Here is a 17,515-nt window from a genome sequence, read left to right as displayed (position 1 = left end):
CCGACGAGGACCAGGCCACCCCACCGCGCTGCCCGCCCCCGGTCACGGCCGCGCAGCGCGGCAACGCCCAGGCCGAAGCCCGTCGACGGCGTACGGCCCGCTCCGCACCACCCGCCACCCCACCAGCTGCGCCGCGACCGCCAGCGCCGATACCGAGCAACCAGCCCCCGCCGAGAGGAACGCAACACAACCCACCTCACCCGAGCCGCACCCGTCTACAGAGCTGCGGCCACCAGCGCAGGATGCCCCGGCGGCTGGCATGAACGAGCCGGCCACAACGGATGCCCCCGCCGCCGTGCCCGACGTGGACCCGGCCCCCGCCGGTCAGCCAGCGGCAGGCGTTCCGCCCAGGCCCGAGCAGCCGCCGGCCGTTCCCGCAGACGCCGCCCCGGAGCAGCCCTGGCAGGGGCCACCGCTGCCGCCCTTCCCGCCGCCCGGCCCGGGTGAAGACGGGCGGCGGGGCGCGCTGCGGCGGTGGCTGAAGCGCGCACGTCGAAGGGCGTGAGCACCGGTGGGCCCAAGCTGCCGGAAGCGGCTGATCCAAGGCACAGCGCCTGAGACAATGGTGGGCATGGCGAATGAGGCGGCGACGTACGACGAGCGGCTGCGGGACCTGGAGGCGGAGGCGTTCCGCACTGGGCGGACACTTGCGGAGCACAGCGAGCAGCTGGCGACGATCGGTGAGCAGCAGCGTACGGCGTTCGGGAACATCGATTCCCTCGCCAACGCCGTCGGAGCGCCGGGAGACCGGTCGATCACTCAGCGTCTGGACGGGATCGAGCGTGCCGTTGGCACGATGGGAGATGCCATCGGCTCGATGGAGCGTCTTCTGGTCGCCCTCGCGCGTGCGCAGGGCATCGACCCTGACAGCGTCTCCTGACCTGGGAGCTTGAGGGCGGAGCCCCGACGCCGGCTGACGTCACCGAAGCGATCCGTCCCGGCCCGGCGGGCTGGAGCACCTGGCTCAACTTCGCGAGAGTGGCGTGCTCGGCTCGCCGTATCGGCCGTCCTGATCGTGGTACGAGACGAGGAGCGGGCGGCCGGGTGGTCCGACGGCTCCTTCTGCCCCGTGGGCTGCGGCCGGTCGGCAACGGCCCTCATCGGACACAATGGGGCAACTGCGGCTCTTCTCATTCGCAGCTCGGGACCTCCCGCGTCTCCAGCTCGTCCATCAGCCGCTCCAGCTCCGTCCAGGAGCGGGCCCGCTGGTGGGCGTAGAGGGGACTGTCGAAGAACAGCGCGTGACAGTGCTGGGTACTGTCTCGGAGGGTGGTCAGCTTCAGGTCTTCGCTCCGGTCCGAGATCCATACCGCGCGCGCGTTGTTGGAGTAGCGCACCGCTAGATCCGGGAGCTGAGGCCCCCTGTACGCGAAGAGGAGCTGCACGGCGTGGTCGGTGAGGTACTTGGTCGCCTCGTCGACCTGGGCACGCCAGCGGGCGCGCTCCCCACGCAATGCGGCGCGGACAGTGTCGCTCGCCTCCGGCACAACGGGCGCGGCGAGCAGGTGTGTAACTGCGGACAGGACGTCCAGCATGTTCGCCTGGAACTTCTCGCGGGCCTGCATCTTCGCCTGGAAGCGCCGGTTGCGGACTTCGAGCAGAGGCGAGACATATCGCCCGCTGGCTATCAGGGTGAGCAGGGACGCCACGATTGAGATCAGCGCGGTCGTGCCCCACGAGGGCATCCAGTCAGGCATGGGGGCGATTGTTCCGTTCGAGCACTGAGGTCCGTTTCTGGGTGGTCGTACATGAAGAGCGCCAGGCGCTCATCGAGCTGTGGGCCGAACGCCGCGGCATTGACGCCGCCCGCCGCCTGGCCGAGGATCTGACCGACGCGGTCGCTGCCGAGATCACCCCGGACAACACGACCGACGCCCACAGATAGCCGGGGCCCCGGCCCAGCGGCGTCCCTGTCATCGCCGAGTGACGGTGAATCCAAGCCCAGTCACCATGACTGCGGCGGCCGTCCAGCCGACGCCTAGAGGCCCGGTCAGCGCCGGGTGCTGGTACGTGATGTAGACAAGGCCCGACACCGTCAGCAGGATCACCGCCAGCGCGAGCACAAGCAGTAACAGCCGCGTTTCCTGATCTCGGCGCGGGGTTGCATTCGGGTCGGCGGCCATGTGAGGTCCTTCCTTTCGGCATGCGCACTTCGCATACGTGAGACAAGCGGGAGATGGTTCTTTCCACCCCGTGGCGCCGCGGAGCGGAGCGGGACAGCAAGCGCGGCTTACGGGCAGCACTGCGGAGAGCAGGCACTGTCGAGCAGCCCCGACCGGCACACTGACTGTCCCACCGGGAAACCCGCCACTTCGGGGGTATGTCCCCGTCCATGGGCTGTGATCTGTATCTCAAAATGCCAGTGCCCGGTGGGTTGTCGGCCAGCGCGGGGTGGCAGAGCCGCGAAGGCCACCGGACTGCTTACGTGCTCCAAGGCGCTGACCAGCGAGAGGGCCTCTACCGTGCGGCCTCGGTCACGGACACCCGCGTGCGTAACCGGCGGCCGCCCGGTGACCAGGGGTTGACGCCCGATAGAGCCGCATCACTTGGCCTCCGCCCGGACAACATCCTCCCCAGTGAACGGCTGCACCGAAGGCTCTTCGCCGACCGCCAGGGGGTTGCCCATGGGTAAGCGCACGACCAAGAAGGGCGCGCGGCCCGCGCCGCTGACCGCCGACAGGCTGCGGGCGGGCTGGCCCGGTCCCGCAGACACCCGCATCCGCCTCGCACGGGCCCAGGACGCGGAAGCAGCCGACACATTGCTGGCCACGGCCGGGGTCGGGCTCATCCCCGCCTTGCGTTCCGCCATCGAGGACGGGACGGCCGCATCCCTCCTGCTGGAAGGGTTGGGCGGCACCACGAGCACCTTCTTCCACACCGCCGCTCGCGCGTTCGTCACACAACCCATGCCCGAGTCGATGTCCGGCATCAGCCTTCCCCTGGTCGCCGTCGACCAGGAGGACCGGGTAGTCGGCGTGCTGTCCGACACCGCCCCCGGGACCATCATCAACATGGCGATGGAACAGGGCTACGAACCGCCAAAGGCCCTGGCCATGGGGGTGGCCGTTGCCAAGGTCCACGGCCTGGCGGTCGCGGAGACGGCCCGTCGGCAAGGACTGGCCGCCGCCCTACTCAAGAGGGCATGCCAGGTCTACGACCAGCTGGGCTACCTCCTGATCTACGGCTCGTACGAGACCGACCGCGACCTGGCCGCCTTCTACACCCGATGCGGCTACACCGTGCTGGACGCCGGACAGGGAGTCTCCCTCCAACGCATCGACATCCCCTTCGGCGTCCACGCAGGCCCCCACGAGCATGTGTTCACGCGCTGGCGCCCCCGCCGCTGACCGGCTACCAGAAGGCGGAGGGCCCCGGCGATCACCTCCGCCGGGGCCCTCCGTCTTCAAGAGGGCGCACCCCCGACAGGCCGCCCTCCTACGCCGCCTGCTGATGAATGGGTGGGGAGTGGGACGGGGCGGCTTCGTCGGGATGGGGCGCCGCTGCGCTCGGCGAGCTGGTCTGCCCGGCCCGGGACGGCGAGAGCCCGGTCAAGGACCGGGCTCTTCAATCCGTAGCCGGTCAAGGGGGTATCTACCTACGGTTCGAAGGGCCACAGCGCAGCCGCGTCACGGTGCAGCATCGGCGGCTGCCATCGGCCGGTCCCGAACCGGCCCGTAGAGGAAACAGGGAAAGGCTACCTGCCCGATACCGAGGGGAAAGCCTTCGTGCCGTGAAGCGCATCTACGTGGGGGATCTCGTGGTTTGTCAACCCCGGCGCGGGTGCTGACGACTTCTACGTCGAGTACTCGATCATGAGCTTGTCGACATCGAGGTGTTCACCGTTCTCCTGGCTGCGTGCCCACCGGGTGGGAACAAGGAGAGCGACAAGGTGTACACCGGCGGCAAGTTCCGCGGTGCTGACCCAAGCGCTGGCGTTCCTTCTGTATCTGCTGGTGAGGCCCGATCGAGGTGCACTGTTCCAGGAGCGTCAAGAATCCGGTGTGAGCAGTGGCTCGGCCGCTATCCGCGCTGGTCAGGGAGCTCCCTTCCCACCAGAACGGACACAGTTGGCCCTGACCTCGGCGCGCCCGGACTGTCGGCGGCGTGCGTCAAACTGGTCTCGGCGCCCGCGAGTTGTCGCCGAAACGTGGCGACGGCCCCCTGCTCGCAACAGGAGGCCGCCAACGCCAAGCACTGACCGTCGACCATTGGAGACCACGATCTGCACTTCCCCTGAGCCTAGGTGCTCCCACTGTCAGTCCACCACTGACGATCACATTGACGGGCCGCCGCTCGGCTCTGAGCAGCCAGAACACTGCTGTAGGAGCGGGCGTCGTCAGGTCCGTCGCCTGGTCAGCACGGCCACGGATGAGCTGACCAGGACGGCCATCAAAGCCATCAGCAGCGGTGGCCTGCTCTTCCTCGCCTACTGGTGGAATCGCCACTGATCAAGCGCACTGGGCTGGCTCACGGGCCAGTCCAGTGGCCGAGCTCGCCGACCACAACAAGTTCGGCTTCCTGTTCTCCGAGGAAAGATTCCCTCCGCCCGCGACGAAGCCGCGGACAGCCCGCCTGGTCATCGCGTGCAGCACGGTGCTGCGGTGGACGGCGACTTCGTGGTGCAGCCGCGCCACACGGCGCCGAGCCTTGGCCCGGCGTGCCGAGTCCTTCTGGGTGCGCGAGAGGGTGTGCTGGGCTTTGGCCAGCCGGTGTTCGGCCTGCCGCAGGTGGCGGGGGTTGGCCACGAATGCGGGAGACGCCCGGCGCTGAAAGACCACGATGGGTCGCTGCCGGGGCCGCCCCTGCACGTCAGGCTGGCGGTCGTTGGGCTCTCTCCCGTTGCTCAAGCACGCTCCGCTTTGCCTCGTCGAACATCGCGCCGAGCAGGACGACGCCCGATTGGCCTCGATAGGTGTACCGCAGCGGTGGCTCCTCGTCGGACCACAGATGCTCCGCCGCCTGTAGTGCCCGGGGCCGGGGCACATGCCGCGGCCCTGCGCTTCGCGGAGGCCGTCCCCTTCACCACCGGTCATGCCGCTGAAGCGATGGCCTGGCCGGGCGTGGACTGGCCGGTGGCGCACCCGGCGGCGATCGCCTGGCAGGCGGCCCAAGCGGGCGACCCTGTCACGGTGCTCTCCCTCGAACCCGAGCTCTACGCGGGGAGCGGCATCACCCCGTTGGACCCCACCTGAGACTTCAGCGGCGGGTTCGCTGGCGTCCCAGGCGAAGGAGGCGTCGGCATGGTGAGCCCGAGGCCGTACCACCGCTTTCCAGCGCGCCGCATGACGCGCACGGTCGGGAGGCTCGTCGTCCCCTCCCGAGACCAGCCGGACACGATCGCCGGCACATCGGCGCCGTGGCGGCGGAGTGCGGGACGCGCGGTGCGGCACGTCGGGGATGATGCGTCACTGGCCGGCGGGCTGTCAGAAGTCGTACGGCTTCTCGGTGTTCCAGTTCAGCACGTCGGCCTCGTTCCAGCGGAACTGCGGCTTCTCGCCCTTGCTGTCGACGGAGTAGAAGGGGCCGTCCTGACCGTCCGCGCCGCGCAGCGCGATGGCGAACGACTGCGCCGTCTGGTTCTTCGAGCCGTAGTCGAAGAGGTTCACCGCGCTATATGCGGTGCTGCCGGGCTGGAGCGTGATGCGCTTGTCGCCGCCCGGGTTGTCCTTCTTCGAGTGCGGCAGTACGGCCTCGTCGTCGCCCAGCTTCACGGACGGGTACGAGGTGACCCAGCACGGCTTGTCGCCCTCGTTCGACGCGGTGATCAGCAGGTGGTCGCCCTGCTGGTCGGCGAGCTGGTGCACCGCGGTGACCATCATCTCGTCGCCGCGGCACTGCTGGGCCGCCGTGGTGGCCTTGTTCGCGACCTCGTCCGACCCGCCCGAGGCGGTCGCCGAGCGCTCGCCCGTCTTGGTGTCACCGCCGCTCTTGGCCTGCTCCGCCCCGCCCTTGGCGTCCCCGTCGGACACGGACCGGCTCTGCGAGGTACCGGCGGCCTTGTCGCCGCCCGCCCCCTTCGAGTCGCCGTCGGCGCCGCCGCAGGCGGTCAGGCCCAGCGCGAGCGCGGCGGTGACGGTGGCCAGGGCGGCGGTGCGAATCCGGGAAGTACGCATGATCAGGTTCCCCCTGCGTCTCGTGCGGGCCTCTTCTCTGGCGTCCCGCGGTGTGAACACCACTTTTCCCGGGGCCACTGACGTTCTGGAAACGCCTCACTCACGTCCCGCAAACGAACCACGCGCGAACGGCTAAGGCCGAGCCGGGGCGGCCTGGAGTTCCTCACCGTGGACCGGGCGCCCACACACGGCCCCGAACAGTCTCACCTGCCCCATGGCCACCACCGACCGGCAGCACCGTCCGCGCTCCACATCCGACTGTGGTCGGGTAGCCGGGTCACGTTGCCGTGACCCGGCTACCCGACCACAACCGACTGTGACTGAACGTTCGACCTGGCGGGACTCGCCAACTGAAGTGCTCACGCGCAGCGCTCTGACGTGCAGGAACACCAAGCCTTTCCGCCCGGCGCGGACCGCAAACGAGCCATGTGGGGCTCCGGCCGGCGCGCTGACCTGCGAAGTGCTCAATCCGCCATTTCGGCCGCTCAGCCGCCAGGCGAAGCGCTCAGTCACACCGACGACACTCCGAGCGGTGCTTCACCGTCCACAAAAATCGAACAGGTTTATCATGCAGGAGGCCCTCCACCAGGTCGCCCACACCCTCAGGGCGCTGTATGACCGCCTTCCGTGGTCTGTTGAGCCTCACCCGGGTTTCTCTGATCCGGAGTACTGGCGCCCGCGCCAGCGCCCCGCGACCGACGGCTGGACCGAGGACGACCATGCGGAAGTGCAGCGGCTGCGAGTCCGACAGATGGAGTTGACCATCACCATCGCCACGCACCCCTTCTGGAAGGCCCTGGAGGGCCCGGACCTCGTTACCGCCCGGACGATGCTCAAGCACGCCCACGACACACCCACCGCCGACACACCCGCCGCGTAGCGGTGACCGACGCCCGCGCCTCCGACAGTCCGGACCCGGAAACGCCCGGCCCGCCCGTGTGGGTCGAACTGCCTGACGGCCAGAGCGTGACCGCCCAGTTCATCGGCCGCCTCCAGCGCCTCGGCCTCGGGGGCGGCTGGTGGTGCGATCTCCTCCTGCCGATGTGGTCCGAGGTGCAGTTGCCCGACGGGATCACCGTCGAACCCGACTCCGCCGTCTTCCGCGTGCCCGCGCACCTCGTCACTCCGATCGAGGGCACCGACTACTCACGGGTGCCCACCAGAAGAGAACGCCTTCCTCAGCGGCGAGCACCGCACCCTTCCGCTGCCATCCCGCCGGGGCACTGGAGCGTGCAGCACCTGCCCGCGCCCGCCGGAAGCGCCGGCCGCCGGGCCATCCACCACGAGTCGTGCTGGATACCGACCGGCGACGCGGACCTCACGCTCGACCAGGCGCTGGACGAGCTCGCCCGGCCGGGCAGCGAGGCGTGTAGCGCCTGCGATGCCCGCCATCTCCGGCGGTCCTGAACGCGACAGGAGCCCCACAACAGTCGGGCTGCCCGGGGGTTGTGGGGCTCCTGCCATCATCAGGACCGTGACGGAGACACAGGCAGCTCTGTATGCAGCAGCGGTTGGCGCGCTCTCTGCGCTCGTAGTCGGTTGCATAGCCGGTTGGGCAGCACTCCGACAGGTAGCGAAGGCCGCAGAAGCTCAACGGAAACAAGTCGACTGGCAGCTTCGCAGCGAGGACTACGCCAATTTTGTCCGTGTCATGTTTCGCTTCCGCGATTCAATAGGCTATGCCGCGCAGGCATCGCAGCTCTCTGCGGATCTTGCCAACGAGGTGCGCGCTCTATACGGGGATCTCGCCAACGTCGCAGCAACGCTTAGTATGCGCATCGCCGCAGATCCCGTGATGGACGCCATGTTGGACGTGGTGAACTGCGCCTATGCTCTGCACTCGCGGGTCACCGACCGCAGACAGATTTGCCTGCCCTCACATGATGCCGCGTTGGATCGATTGCTTGAACGATTCGAAGACGCGGAATTGGCTGTGCGCAATGCCTTTCGCGACGATCTATGGGGAGGGAAACCTCTCCGGCGCAGCAGGCACGCGAGAACTTCGACCGATCCTTAGCACCGGTTTCAGGTGCTCCACTGGTCGGATGAGATCCGCTCGGCCGAAGGTCTCGCCCCCAAGGCCGTCGACATCGACGACTCCGAGGTCGATGAGGCCATGGCGCTCATGGAAGCCATTGGCAGCACCGACATCAGCCAGTATCGCGACCAGTACCGCGAGGCCGTGGAAGCCGTCATCCAAGCCAAGACCGAAGGTGTCGAGCCACCCCGCATGGAGGCGCCGGCCGAACCCAGAGGCAAGGTCGTCGACCTCATGTCCGCGTTGCAGGACAGCGTCCGGGCCGCCAAGGAGGCCCGCGGGGAGGAAGCCGGGGAGGCCGAGGTGCGGCAGATGCCCGCGAAGAAGGCGAAGAAGGCTGCGGCGAAGAAGACGGCGAGAAAGCGGTCGGCGTCCTGAGTCACTCGAGGGCTGGCCCGTGGGGGCCGAAGTTGCTGGCCTGTGGTGCGGCCGGGCGGGATGGTGCCCACGGCCTCGGCTGCGACGAGGACGTTGGGCACCATCCGGTCCAGCGCGCGAGGTGCGCTGAGGGCTGGCGGATGCGGGTGATGTCGTCGCCCTGGTTGGTCGGGCGGGAGTGGGCCCGCATTCGAACGTATAGTGACGCATCAGTAGCACTGAGTAAATATTTTCCGGTTGTCTCCTGCACGATCGTCCGCTTGTGGGCGCTATGAGGGTGGAGGACTCCAGCGGTCCTCTGGTGCTGAACGAGGCATCGTCCGCGACAACTGGAAGGGGCCGAAAGGCCGTGAACGTTTCGTCAGCGGGAGGGGAGCCGGTGACGCCGGAGGAGAGCTTGAGGCGCCCGCCTGGTGCAGTCGCTCTCCCAGCGGACTTCAGGGCGTTCCACCAGCTCTACCGCGCCGCGTACGTGCGCTGGGCCGAGATACACCTCGGATCGAGCGCGGACGCTGAGGAGGCCGTCGACCATGCCTTCGAGCAACTCGCGGTGTCCTGGCAGACCGTGCTGGCCCAGCCGACGCCCGAGGCGTACGCGTGGAAGGTGGTGAAGAACCGCACCATCGACCTGGCCCGCCGCCGTAATCGCAGGCCCGTGGTCGCCGACATGGCAGCGTTCGAGACCTACGACGTGCGCAACGCCGCGGACCCGATCGGCGAACTGGAGACCTCACTGCTCGTCTATGGGGCGATCAATGAGCTCCCCGACCGGCAGCGCGATGTCATCATCCTGCGCTACAGCCTCGGGTACGACGCCGCCACCACCGCACGCATCCTCGGCATCAGCCCGGCCGGGGTCCGGTCCACCGCGCGCCACGCCAGACGGCGCTTGCGCCAGGTCCTCGGGCTGGACGAGCAGGAAGGAAGCCGTGATGGGCACCCCACCGATTGACCGGATCCTGGCCAAGGCCCGCCTGGAGCCTCGCCCCTATCCCCCAGAGAAGCTGGCCGCGGCCGAGGAACGGATCGCCGCGCGGGTCGCCGGCCGGCTCGTGCTCGGTGCGTTGAGCTACGACGCCACCGTGCAGTCCGCACGGGCCCAGTCAGCGCTGCCCAGACCGCGGCAGCAGCCCAGTGAGGGGTGGCAGCCGGACGAGAAACTGCTCGAGGACGCCGCCGGCGCCCTGCGCGCGGTGAGCCGCATGGTGGTCGGGGACGATGGCGCGCTCCAGGAGATGTCCTCGTTCATCGGGGACCGAACCCTCGAGCCCGACGGCGCGGTGATCCTCGGGTGCGTGTTGCAGTTGGCCGCCCGTGAGGACTCCGCCCAGTTCTGGTGGCAGTTCGCCGCCGGCGCCGGGAACTCCACCGCCACCTACTGCCTGTACCTCCATCACCTCGCTCTCGGTGAAGGACTGGCCGCCGAATGCTGGTACCGGCAGATGGTGGCCGACCGGCACACTCCCGCCCCCGCGGTGCACGAAGTCCTCATGCACCGTCTGGACCTGGGCCGGGAAGGCCAGGAGCCCACGGCCACCGTACGCATGGCCGTACTCCCGGAGGCAGCCGAAGCGGTCGTCCGCTACGTCCCGACCGCGATCGAGTACGTCGACGGCGTCGAGCTGCCGCTGCCCACCGACGGCTTTGCCGAACACATCGAAGAACTCGCCGCCGCCCACTGACCAGACCCTGGATGCCGGGCGGCGACCACACCAGCCGTCCGGCATCCCTCGCTCAAGTCGGTATCCAGAGACTCCGCTCCGCGGAGGCGACTCCCAGACGTAGCGCCTGCCGCTACGGGGTGCCGCGCAGATGGTCTTGGCGGGCGGTGACCAGTGCGCGCCAGCGCTCTCGGACGGTGTGTGCGTCGTCAAGCCACTGGACGGTGCTTTCAGCGGTTTGGGGGAGGTTGCCCATGGCGGCGGCGATGTCGACGTAGTAGGCGTAGTCGCCGTTTGCGGTTGCTTCGCGTAGCCGGTCGAGGGTGGTGGTGAGGTCGTCTGGTGCGTCGCGTACGGCGTGGTGGAAGGCGAGGACCGTTTCCAGGAGCGGGGTGAGCCAGGCGAGACCGGCGACAGTGATCTCGGCACGCAGGACGGTGGCGCGGTCGGTGACGTCGTGGTCGGTGCCGGCGTCGCGTATGAGTGCGGCGACGTGGGCGTAGAGGGTGGTGGCGCGCTGGTCGAGCGGGGCGAGGTACTGGTGGGCGAGGGCGAGTTCGTCGTCGGCGCGGGCCGGGTCGGCGAAGGCGGTCACCAGGGCGAGGAGGGTCTGGGCGATAGCCCGCTCGCCCGGGGCGTCGTGCTGTTCGGCTTCGGTCCGTGCGGCTTCGAAGGCGGCCACGGCGGCGTCGATGTCGCCGTGGGGCCACCGGATGTGGGCCAGGACGCGGTGGTGGCGGCCTTTCCAGCCCAGGGTGGGGATGGCGGCCAGCGCGGTGGGGAAGTCACCGCGGATGCGGGCGAGGTTGGCCAGGCCGCGATGGGCGCGCGGGGCGAGCCGGCCGTCGGCGTCGGCGACCTGGCGCATGCCGTGCATGGCGGCGTCGGTGCGGCCGAGGTCTTTGTGGGCTTTGGCCCGGTAGTACAGGGCGAGTTCGGTGAGCTCGCCGGAGAGCAGGCCGGTGTCCAGGACGGCGGTCAGGCGCTCGGCGGTGCGTTCGCGGTGTTCGTGCTGGCGGCGGGCGATGGCGGTGAGGAGCTCGGCTAAGGCGTCGGCGGGCGTGTCCGGGCCGGGCTGCGGCTCGGGACCGGGAGAGGGGGCCGGGGAGTGGGTGGGTGGGGCGAGGGGTTCCCAGACGGAGTCGGCGATGTACGCGTAGGCAGCGGCGGTGAGCCAGCCGAGGTCGGTGAGGTGGTGGTCGCGGGCCAGGCGCAGGCCCTGGCGCAGACACGCGACGAGGAGGGCCCGGCCGGGGAGGAGGACGCCGGCGTCCTGCCACTGCCGGCCGAGGGCGGCCAGGGCGCGTTCGGCGGCTCGGTGCCAGTCGGCGGGGGTCCAGTGGTCCTCGGTGTGGTCATCAGCCCCGCGCAGCGCGGTGCGGATGGCGTCGTGAAGGTGGTACGGCCAGATCGCGTGCGGATCCTCGGTGATCATCGGCCGCTCGACGAGCCGGCGCGCCGTCGCCTGGTGGGCCAGGCCCGCCGCTTGGGTGGCCAGGTCCAGGTCGAAGGCGTCCAGCAGGCTGGCGCTGCGCAGGACATGGCGCTCGTCGGCGGTGAGGTCGGACAGGGTGCGGGCGATGAGGGCGGGGAAGGTGTGGTCGAAGTCGGCGGGGGTGGGGGTGCGGCCGGTGCGGCGGATCTCCAGGAAGCGGGCGACGGCCAGATCCAGGTGGAGCGGCAGGCCGTGCGAGCGCTGGGTGATGACCGCGCGAGTCTCAGGGCCGATCAGCGGCTGGTCGTCCTGGGTGAGGCGGTGGGCGAGGTAGGTGTCGCAGTCGGTCTCGGAGAAGTCCCCGATCAGGTGCTGGCGGGCACCGCCCTGCCCGGTGGCCCGGGCCGGCCGCCCGGAGCGGGGGGCCAGGCCGGGCCAGGCGGCGGGGCCGGTGTAGTCGAGCTGGCCCTGGAGGGCATCGTCGGCCCACTGAAGACGGTTGCGGCCGCTGATGACGAAGAAGCAGTTCGGCATGAGCCATACCAGGCGTTGCAGGAGCCGCTCGGCGTCACGGTGTCGGTCGCCGGTGTCCTCGAAGGTGTCCAGCAGGATCACCGGCGTGACTGCCTTGTCGGCCGGGAGCTGGGCGAGCTCCCACGCCAGCAGGTGCGGGTAGAAGGACAGGGCGTCCAGGTCGGGTTCGGCCTCCAGCAGGTCGGCCAGCCGCGCGCACCCGGCGAGTGCGCGGACGGTCTGCCGGCGCTCCCGCAGCGCCCGCGCCAGGGAGCCGGTCACCTGGCCGACCGCGGACCCGACGGTGCCGGGCAGGAGCAGGGCCTGGGCGACATCCGACAGTGCGGACTGCATCTGCTGCGGCATCGCCCGGCCGAATCGGGAGGCCGGCCCGCCGCGGCGCAGGTACTCCTCAACCGGCTCGCCGGGGTGCTGGTGTTCCCAGTACCGGCGCAGCGCGATGTCGAAGGCGGGCAGGGGGCGGCCGAGCTCGGCGAGCGCGGCCCGGATGGTGAGGACGATCCTCTTGAAGTCGGTGCCGGCGGAGCGGGCGAGGTCGATGCGTACGGGCCAGATTCGCTCGCCGGACCAGGGCGGGGCGCCCCACTGGGCGGGCCGGTGCCCGGCGTCGGCGAGCGCGGCCTCCAGCTTGCGCGACAGCGTCGTCTTGCCGATGCCGCCGACACCGTGGAACACGACCACGTTGTCGCGGGGCGCTTCGAGGTCCTCAACGTCGAAAGCGGGATCGGCGGTGTGCCGCAGGTGCTCCTCGAGGGCGGTGGCGACGAGGTTCCACTGGTTCTGCCGGTTGGTGAACGCCTCATTGCTGCCCACGGGGTCATTGGAGCTGAACAGCGCACGAAGGTCGGCCATGTGATGTGTCCCCCCAGGAGTGATCACCTGCGGACCCAATCTATGCCGCGGGCGGCGGCCGACGGCAGTCCGGCGGGGTAGGGGGCCGAGAAGGGCCGGTGGTGAACTGAATCCGGCCCAGGCCCGAGAATGATCCTTTTGCCAGCGTTCCCGAACACTCGAGGTGGTCTCCATGCACGACCCCGCATCATCGCCTGACGGACCGGCCCATCCGGGGCAGCCCCGGGACCCGGGCGGCGACAGCCCCGGGTATGAGGTGGCGCACGACATCGTGGGGATGGTCATCGCCTGGTACAGCCGGCAGCTCCTGCTCGCACGGCGCGCCGGTGACCAGCAGCGCCTGGACGAGCTCAAGACGCGGCGGCAGGAGTGCGTGGAGGACCAGCACCGGCTCAGGGACGCGGAGCCCGAGGAGGCCGGGCGTATCGCCGACGTCTACGCCGAGCGGCTGAAAGAGCTGGAAGCCTCCGAGCCGCAGGGCGAGGCGTAGCCGCAGTGGTCTTCATACAGCGCGACCCGCAGACCGGCTTGGGTGCCGTACGGGTGCGGCGGGCCTAGCGCCAATCTGGGTCAGCCCCGCTTGGGATCCGAGAAAAATTCATGTGAACCAGCGTGCAGGCACGGTGCCTTACCGGGGTGAAGGTAGCCAACAGATGCCCCAGGAGCGGACATGGTCTTTCGAGAGATCCGGACAGCATTGTCGATCGTCGGCGGCACACTGAGGGGACGGGTGAGCGGGATGTGGTACACGATTCGGACGTGGGTTGAGGGCAGGAACGCCGTGGCGTTCGAGCGTGAACGGCGCTCGACGTTGCTCGCGGTGCCGGCGACCCTTCATCAGGGCGGGAGGATCTACGACCAGCGGGCTGACGGCAGTGTCCTGGAGATCGCCGTTCCCGCCCCGGGACATTCGGGTGTCATCATCGGTGAGAGCGCCCGGCGGCACAGCACCGCTTCGACTCCTCCCGCGCTTCCCTCATCCTCCCGTCCCGCCCTTCCCGGTACCGAGGAGCAGTGATCTATGTCCGTCCTCCGTCCTCCATCGCAGCCCCTGGTCGGCGAGGCTTTTCGAATGCCGGAGGGCACATCCCTCCACAGGGTTCACCACGAACGGCGCGGTCCGACCGCGTTCAACCCTGTTGTCGAAAACAGTTACTTCTTCGGCGAGCGCTTCGACGGCACACCTGAGGATCCGTACCCCTTCCTCTACGCGGCCTTAACTCCTGAAACGGCACTCGCGGAGACGGTGCTGCGTGCCGTTCCCTTCAACGAGGGAGGTGTGCGGCTGATCCCGCCGCAGATAATCGCGGGACGCCGCCTGGCCGAGTTGAAAACCACTGAGCCACTGGCCCTCCTCGACCTGACGAGCGCCGCTGCCCTTGCTCGTGTCGGTGCATCATCTGCGCTCGTACTTGCTGACAGCGGTGAATACGGTCGTACGCGGGCCTGGGCTGCGCTGCTGCGCGAGCACAACCCTTGGGCCCAGGGGTTCGTGTGGCCTTCGTTTTCTAGTCACCCAGAGCACCGGGTGGTGCTCTTCGGCGACCGGTGCCCCTCTAACATCCTGGTCGAGGTCAAATCCGCACCGCTCAATCCGATGCGCGCGAACAACCTCTTGCGAGCGTTCCGCGCTCAGGTTCTTCCTCCCCAGGACCCGCCTGGGCCCTTCGATGAGGCCCTACCCTTTAGGGAGCCGCCCCAGCTTGCGAAGGAGAAGGAGGGTGACGACTTCGTCTCCTTCTTCAAGGCTCACTTCTCGCAGGTCTGTCGCATCCTCAACGCGCGACAGAACGACTGGGAGCTGGCACAGGATGCGGCCAGCCGGGCCTTCGAGATCGCTTACCGCAGATGGCCAGACGTATGCGCCCACCCCAACCGCGTCGGCTGGGTCGTCATTACTGGTCGACGGATCCTCATGCGCGTGCACCGCATCCAGGCTAAGCACCCAGTACAGCACCTGGGCGACACCGGTCTGAATGTGCCGTGTGAGGATCTGGATCCTGCGATTACGACGGTGGAGAAGGTGGCCCTCCACGCTGCGATCGGGAACCTGGCCCGGGACAAGCGCGAGTGCTTCGTCATGCACTACGTGCTCCATTACTCCGTGGCCGACGTCGCTGATTTCTTGCAGATCCCGCCCGGCACGGTCAAGAGTCGGCTCAGTGCAGCACGCAGGGACCTCAGGGACGCGCTTGGGCACGATTTCCGCAAGGGAGGCACACGATGAAGCCCGACGCCGAGGTCCACGTCAAAGGATTCGACCGGGAGATGTCCGAGGAAGAGGTACTCAGCCACCTCGCCGAGCTCAGGCACCGCGCCGCCATGCACACACTCATCCTCGACGACGACGACTATGAAGCGGCCATCGACGAGGCGGCCCGTGAGATCGCTGGGGAACCCGTCCTCTAACGACGCCCGGAAATGGGAAGGGCAGAGAACCGCGAACGCAACCGGGCCCTCGCTCCGCCAGCCCCAGACGAGGAGCCCGGGATCGGCTAGGCAGCCACGGGCAACGCGGCTGCAGGAGCGGGTGTGTGGAGCTGGCGCGGCTGCTGGGCGGGCATCAGCGGGCAGGCCAGCCCGGCGATCGCGATGAGGTCGTCGCGGTACTGCGGCATCGCTGTGTGCAGCCACCGCTGGACGGCCCAGAACGGGGCGGCTTCCTCGGGGGTGTAGGGACGCGACTGCTCGGCGACCAGGGCCAACTCGGCGGCAGGGCGCCGCGACCACCGCCCGGGAGCGGTCTGTTCGTTGCGGTAGAGGAGATGGGCGTCGCGCCGCATCACCATGACCGAGTCGACCACGGACAGCTGCTCGGCGACCGCCACCACCTCGGGAAGGACCGCGAAGTGCGTGTTGTGCCCGGCGGCGGTGGTGAACCGCGCGGGAAGGCCCCGCTGGCTCGTTTGGGCGTAGCGGGCGGCCGTGCCCTGGCGGGAATCGGCCGGGCGCACGGCCAGGACTACCAGCTCCACGCGGTAACCGGCCTGCCGGTATAGGGCCGCGCCGGTGACGAACCCGGCGGCACTGCCCGGGGTGATCTCGATGACCACGTCCCCGCGGCGTTCGCGCACATACGCCTCGGCCTGGGCCTGCCAGGCCCGGTAGTCGGCGCGGATCCGTGCGGAGGCGGTGCGCGGCTCCTCGCGCAGCAGCTGCAGGTAGTCCGGGTGGGCAACTTTGAAGTCGTCGCCCGTGATGTGAGCCGGGCTGTCGCGCAGAGTGCGGCGGACCATCCGGGCGGCCCGGGTCTTGCCCGCGCCGGGCTGGCCCACCACATACACGGCGACCGGTTTCTCCTGCGGGGTGATATGCCCCAGGGACGGCACGATCAACTCATCGAAGATGAAGCGGTGTTCCTCCGCCGAGAGCCGGTGATAGTCCACCCCGGGCGGCTCCCGGCGCGGCTGGGCGGTGCGCCGGACCGGCTCGGCCAAGGCGGCGGCGCGCTCGGCGTCGCGGCGCACCGCCAGTGCCCAGTCCTCCGGCAGCTCCGGATGGGTAAGACGCCGGTCGGCGTCGGCGAGCTGGCGGCGGAACCGGCCCGTCTCCCTCGAGTCCCACGGGCGCCCCCGCTCGGCGAGCACCGCATCTGCCGCCCCGGCCGGGCGGCGCCAGTTCCCGTTCCCGGGAGAGTCGAGCTCGTTGTCGTACACGGCCTCCAGTGCCGCCGAGTCGGCGCGCCGCACGACCAAGATCCGGTCCGCCAGGTGCGCGGTCTCCACCATGGCGAGGGTCTCGAGCAGCGCGGCCGCGCACGTGTCGTGGTTGTCCCAGGAGACGTACCGGGCGCGGCCCTCCTCGGCGAGGCGCAGGTACCGGTCCAGAATGCCGAGCTGGCTGACCGCTTCGGGCACGGCCAGGGCCAGGATCTCCACGCGATAGCCCGCCTGCCGATATGCGGCCATCCCTGCCAGGAACTCCTGCGGGTGGGCCAACGGCGCCTCCACCACCGCGTCGTACCGGCCCTCCCGCACCCGCGCCTCGATGTCGGCCTGCCACTGGTAGGTCTCCGGCCGCGCCCGAACCCCGGCGGTACGTACGTCCTCGGTGAGGAAGGCGGTGTAGTGGGGGTGGATGGTCTTGTAGGCGTCGCGGTCCACCCGCACCGCGCCGCCTCGCCGCATGAGCGCGGCGTGTACCAGGTCGACGACCAGCGTCTTCCCGCTGCCTGGCTGTCCGGCGACGAACACCACCACCGGCCGCGCCGGACCCGGTTGAGGCACCGCGCCGCCCAGGACGCGGGGAAGGACGGTGCCGGTCAGGACCTCCTCCGACCAGTCACCGGCCAAGGTCGCCGCTGGAGACCCGGCCGGGGGCGATCCCGCCACGGTCGGCCGGTCCTGCCGCACAGCCTCATTCGTCTGTGCCGGGAGGCTCGGCTGGTGTGGGACGTCGTGGCTCTCCTGTTCGGACAGCACGGCTGAGCTGACGTCCGTCTCTCGCACCATCGAGCCTCCCCGCGTCATGACCACCACAGTGATCTTAAATCCAAGGATAAGTC

19 protein-coding genes are annotated in these 17,515 nt (G+C 69.5%); 13 read left to right on the top strand and 6 right to left on the bottom strand.

Translation table 11 applies throughout. From position 1 onward, the window contains the following. Window positions 1-571: 571 nt before the first annotated feature. A complete protein-coding gene (locus STRVI_RS43860) occupies window positions 572-880 on the top strand; it encodes a hypothetical protein (protein ID WP_014043494.1) in 309 nt (102 codons plus the stop codon). A gap of 250 nt (window positions 881-1,130) precedes the next feature. On the opposite strand, the gene STRVI_RS43855 is transcribed toward STRVI_RS43860, so the two are convergent. Next, window positions 1,131-1,697 carry a hypothetical protein gene (locus tag STRVI_RS43855; RefSeq protein WP_014043493.1) on the bottom strand — a complete coding sequence of 189 codons (567 nt, stop codon included), beginning with the start codon at window positions 1,695-1,697 and terminating at the stop codon, window positions 1,131-1,133. A gap of 41 nt (window positions 1,698-1,738) precedes the next feature. Between STRVI_RS43855 and STRVI_RS53230 the strand changes: the two genes are divergently transcribed. Beyond that, a complete protein-coding gene (locus STRVI_RS53230) occupies window positions 1,739-1,885 on the top strand; it encodes a hypothetical protein (protein ID WP_014043492.1) in 147 nt (48 codons plus the stop codon). Window positions 1,886-1,913: 28 nt separating this feature from the next. Here the strand turns inward: STRVI_RS53230 and STRVI_RS43850 are convergent, their stop codons facing one another. After that, entirely contained in the window at window positions 1,914-2,123 is a 210-nt protein-coding gene (locus tag STRVI_RS43850; RefSeq protein ID WP_014043491.1) for a hypothetical protein, read from the bottom strand. 501 nt (window positions 2,124-2,624) lie between these two features. Here STRVI_RS43850 and STRVI_RS43845 point away from each other — a divergent pair. Continuing rightward, window positions 2,625-3,347, top strand: coding sequence for a GNAT family N-acetyltransferase (locus tag STRVI_RS43845; RefSeq protein ID WP_014043490.1), 723 nt, complete (start codon window positions 2,625-2,627; stop codon window positions 3,345-3,347). 1,101 nt (window positions 3,348-4,448) lie between these two features. On the opposite strand, the gene STRVI_RS49550 is transcribed toward STRVI_RS43845, so the two are convergent. Further along, window positions 4,449-4,847, bottom strand: a complete 399-nt coding sequence (locus STRVI_RS49550) for a transposase (protein ID WP_167543311.1) — start codon at window positions 4,845-4,847, stop codon at window positions 4,449-4,451. Window positions 4,848-4,964: 117 nt separating this feature from the next. Between STRVI_RS49550 and STRVI_RS43840 the strand changes: the two genes are divergently transcribed. Beyond that, window positions 4,965-5,192: a hypothetical protein gene (locus STRVI_RS43840; protein ID WP_014043488.1), complete on the top strand. Its 228-nt coding sequence runs from the start codon at window positions 4,965-4,967 to the stop codon at window positions 5,190-5,192. Window positions 5,193-5,423: 231 nt separating this feature from the next. Here STRVI_RS43840 and STRVI_RS43835 read toward each other — a convergent pair whose 3' ends face one another. Beyond that, window positions 5,424-6,113: a DUF4232 domain-containing protein gene (locus STRVI_RS43835; protein ID WP_014043487.1), complete on the bottom strand. Its 690-nt coding sequence runs from the start codon at window positions 6,111-6,113 to the stop codon at window positions 5,424-5,426. A 568-nt stretch (window positions 6,114-6,681) separates the two neighbouring features. Between STRVI_RS43835 and STRVI_RS43830 the strand changes: the two genes are divergently transcribed. From STRVI_RS43830 to STRVI_RS43810, 6 genes are all read left to right on the top strand, one after another. Beyond that, complete coding sequence (locus tag STRVI_RS43830) at window positions 6,682-6,993, top strand: hypothetical protein (protein WP_050994144.1); 312 nt, start codon at window positions 6,682-6,684, stop codon at window positions 6,991-6,993. Between the two features lie 2 nt (window positions 6,994-6,995). Then, window positions 6,996-7,520 (top strand): DUF6233 domain-containing protein, encoded by a 525-nt coding sequence (locus STRVI_RS43825; RefSeq protein WP_014043485.1) that lies wholly within the window; start codon window positions 6,996-6,998, stop codon window positions 7,518-7,520. A 67-nt stretch (window positions 7,521-7,587) separates the two neighbouring features. After that, window positions 7,588-8,130: a hypothetical protein gene (locus tag STRVI_RS52320; protein ID WP_150112970.1), complete on the top strand. Its 543-nt coding sequence runs from the start codon at window positions 7,588-7,590 to the stop codon at window positions 8,128-8,130. Between the two features lie 12 nt (window positions 8,131-8,142). Next, window positions 8,143-8,529: a hypothetical protein gene (locus tag STRVI_RS43820; protein WP_251983032.1), complete on the top strand. Its 387-nt coding sequence runs from the start codon at window positions 8,143-8,145 to the stop codon at window positions 8,527-8,529. Between the two features lie 397 nt (window positions 8,530-8,926). Then, window positions 8,927-9,481, top strand: coding sequence for an RNA polymerase sigma factor (locus STRVI_RS43815; RefSeq protein WP_043242385.1), 555 nt, complete (start codon window positions 8,927-8,929; stop codon window positions 9,479-9,481). Continuing rightward, window positions 9,462-10,211: a hypothetical protein gene (locus tag STRVI_RS43810; RefSeq protein WP_014043482.1), complete on the top strand. Its 750-nt coding sequence runs from the start codon at window positions 9,462-9,464 to the stop codon at window positions 10,209-10,211. Before STRVI_RS43815 ends, STRVI_RS43810 begins: the two co-directional genes overlap by 20 nt. Window positions 10,212-10,323: 112 nt before the next feature. Here STRVI_RS43810 and STRVI_RS43805 read toward each other — a convergent pair whose 3' ends face one another. Next, the gene (locus STRVI_RS43805) at window positions 10,324-13,011 is read right to left on the bottom strand and encodes an ATP/GTP-binding protein (RefSeq protein WP_014043481.1); all 2,688 of its coding nucleotides are present in this window, start codon (window positions 13,009-13,011) and stop codon (window positions 10,324-10,326) included. Window positions 13,012-13,183: 172 nt separating this feature from the next. Between STRVI_RS43805 and STRVI_RS43800 the strand changes: the two genes are divergently transcribed. From STRVI_RS43800 to STRVI_RS43785, 3 genes are all read left to right on the top strand, one after another. Then, window positions 13,184-13,501 (top strand): hypothetical protein, encoded by a 318-nt coding sequence (locus STRVI_RS43800; protein ID WP_014043480.1) that lies wholly within the window; start codon window positions 13,184-13,186, stop codon window positions 13,499-13,501. Between the two features lie 582 nt (window positions 13,502-14,083). Continuing rightward, window positions 14,084-15,238 carry an RES domain-containing protein gene (locus STRVI_RS46880; RefSeq protein ID WP_167543310.1) on the top strand — a complete coding sequence of 385 codons (1,155 nt, stop codon included), beginning with the start codon at window positions 14,084-14,086 and terminating at the stop codon, window positions 15,236-15,238. Next, window positions 15,235-15,420: a hypothetical protein gene (locus tag STRVI_RS43785; protein WP_014043477.1), complete on the top strand. Its 186-nt coding sequence runs from the start codon at window positions 15,235-15,237 to the stop codon at window positions 15,418-15,420. Before STRVI_RS46880 ends, STRVI_RS43785 begins: the two co-directional genes overlap by 4 nt. 86 nt (window positions 15,421-15,506) lie before the next feature. On the opposite strand, the gene STRVI_RS46875 is transcribed toward STRVI_RS43785, so the two are convergent. Next, on the bottom strand, window positions 15,507-17,462 hold the full coding sequence (locus STRVI_RS46875; protein ID WP_014043476.1) for a zeta toxin family protein: 1,956 nt from the start codon (window positions 17,460-17,462) through the stop codon (window positions 15,507-15,509). Window positions 17,463-17,515 lie beyond the last annotated feature (53 nt).

It is taken from the genome of Streptomyces violaceusniger Tu 4113 (assembly GCF_000147815.2).
GTDB classification, from domain to species: domain Bacteria; phylum Actinomycetota; class Actinomycetes; order Streptomycetales; family Streptomycetaceae; genus Streptomyces; species Streptomyces violaceusniger_A.
The sequence above is the reverse complement of the archived record's forward strand: the minus strand, read 5'-3'. Positions and strand labels throughout refer to the sequence as shown.

Coding starts and splice junctions, on each gene's coding strand:
- STRVI_RS43805 (WP_014043481.1), bottom strand. CDS start 13,011: ATGGCCGACCTTCGTGCGCTGTTCAGCTCCAATGACCCCGTGGGCAGC.
- STRVI_RS43860 (WP_014043494.1), top strand. CDS start 572: ATGGCGAATGAGGCGGCGACGTACGACGAGCGGCTGCGGGACCTGGAG.
- STRVI_RS43845 (WP_014043490.1), top strand. CDS start 2,625: ATGGGTAAGCGCACGACCAAGAAGGGCGCGCGGCCCGCGCCGCTGACC.
- STRVI_RS43835 (WP_014043487.1), bottom strand. CDS start 6,113: ATGCGTACTTCCCGGATTCGCACCGCCGCCCTGGCCACCGTCACCGCC.
- STRVI_RS43810 (WP_014043482.1), top strand. CDS start 9,462: ATGGGCACCCCACCGATTGACCGGATCCTGGCCAAGGCCCGCCTGGAG.
- STRVI_RS46880 (WP_167543310.1), top strand. CDS start 14,084: ATGCCGGAGGGCACATCCCTCCACAGGGTTCACCACGAACGGCGCGGT.
- STRVI_RS46875 (WP_014043476.1), bottom strand. CDS start 17,462: ATGGTGCGAGAGACGGACGTCAGCTCAGCCGTGCTGTCCGAACAGGAG.
- STRVI_RS43850 (WP_014043491.1), bottom strand. CDS start 2,123: ATGGCCGCCGACCCGAATGCAACCCCGCGCCGAGATCAGGAAACGCGG.
- STRVI_RS43785 (WP_014043477.1), top strand. CDS start 15,235: ATGAAGCCCGACGCCGAGGTCCACGTCAAAGGATTCGACCGGGAGATG.
- STRVI_RS43830 (WP_050994144.1), top strand. CDS start 6,682: ATGCAGGAGGCCCTCCACCAGGTCGCCCACACCCTCAGGGCGCTGTAT.
- STRVI_RS43800 (WP_014043480.1), top strand. CDS start 13,184: ATGCACGACCCCGCATCATCGCCTGACGGACCGGCCCATCCGGGGCAG.
- STRVI_RS43855 (WP_014043493.1), bottom strand. CDS start 1,697: ATGCCTGACTGGATGCCCTCGTGGGGCACGACCGCGCTGATCTCAATC.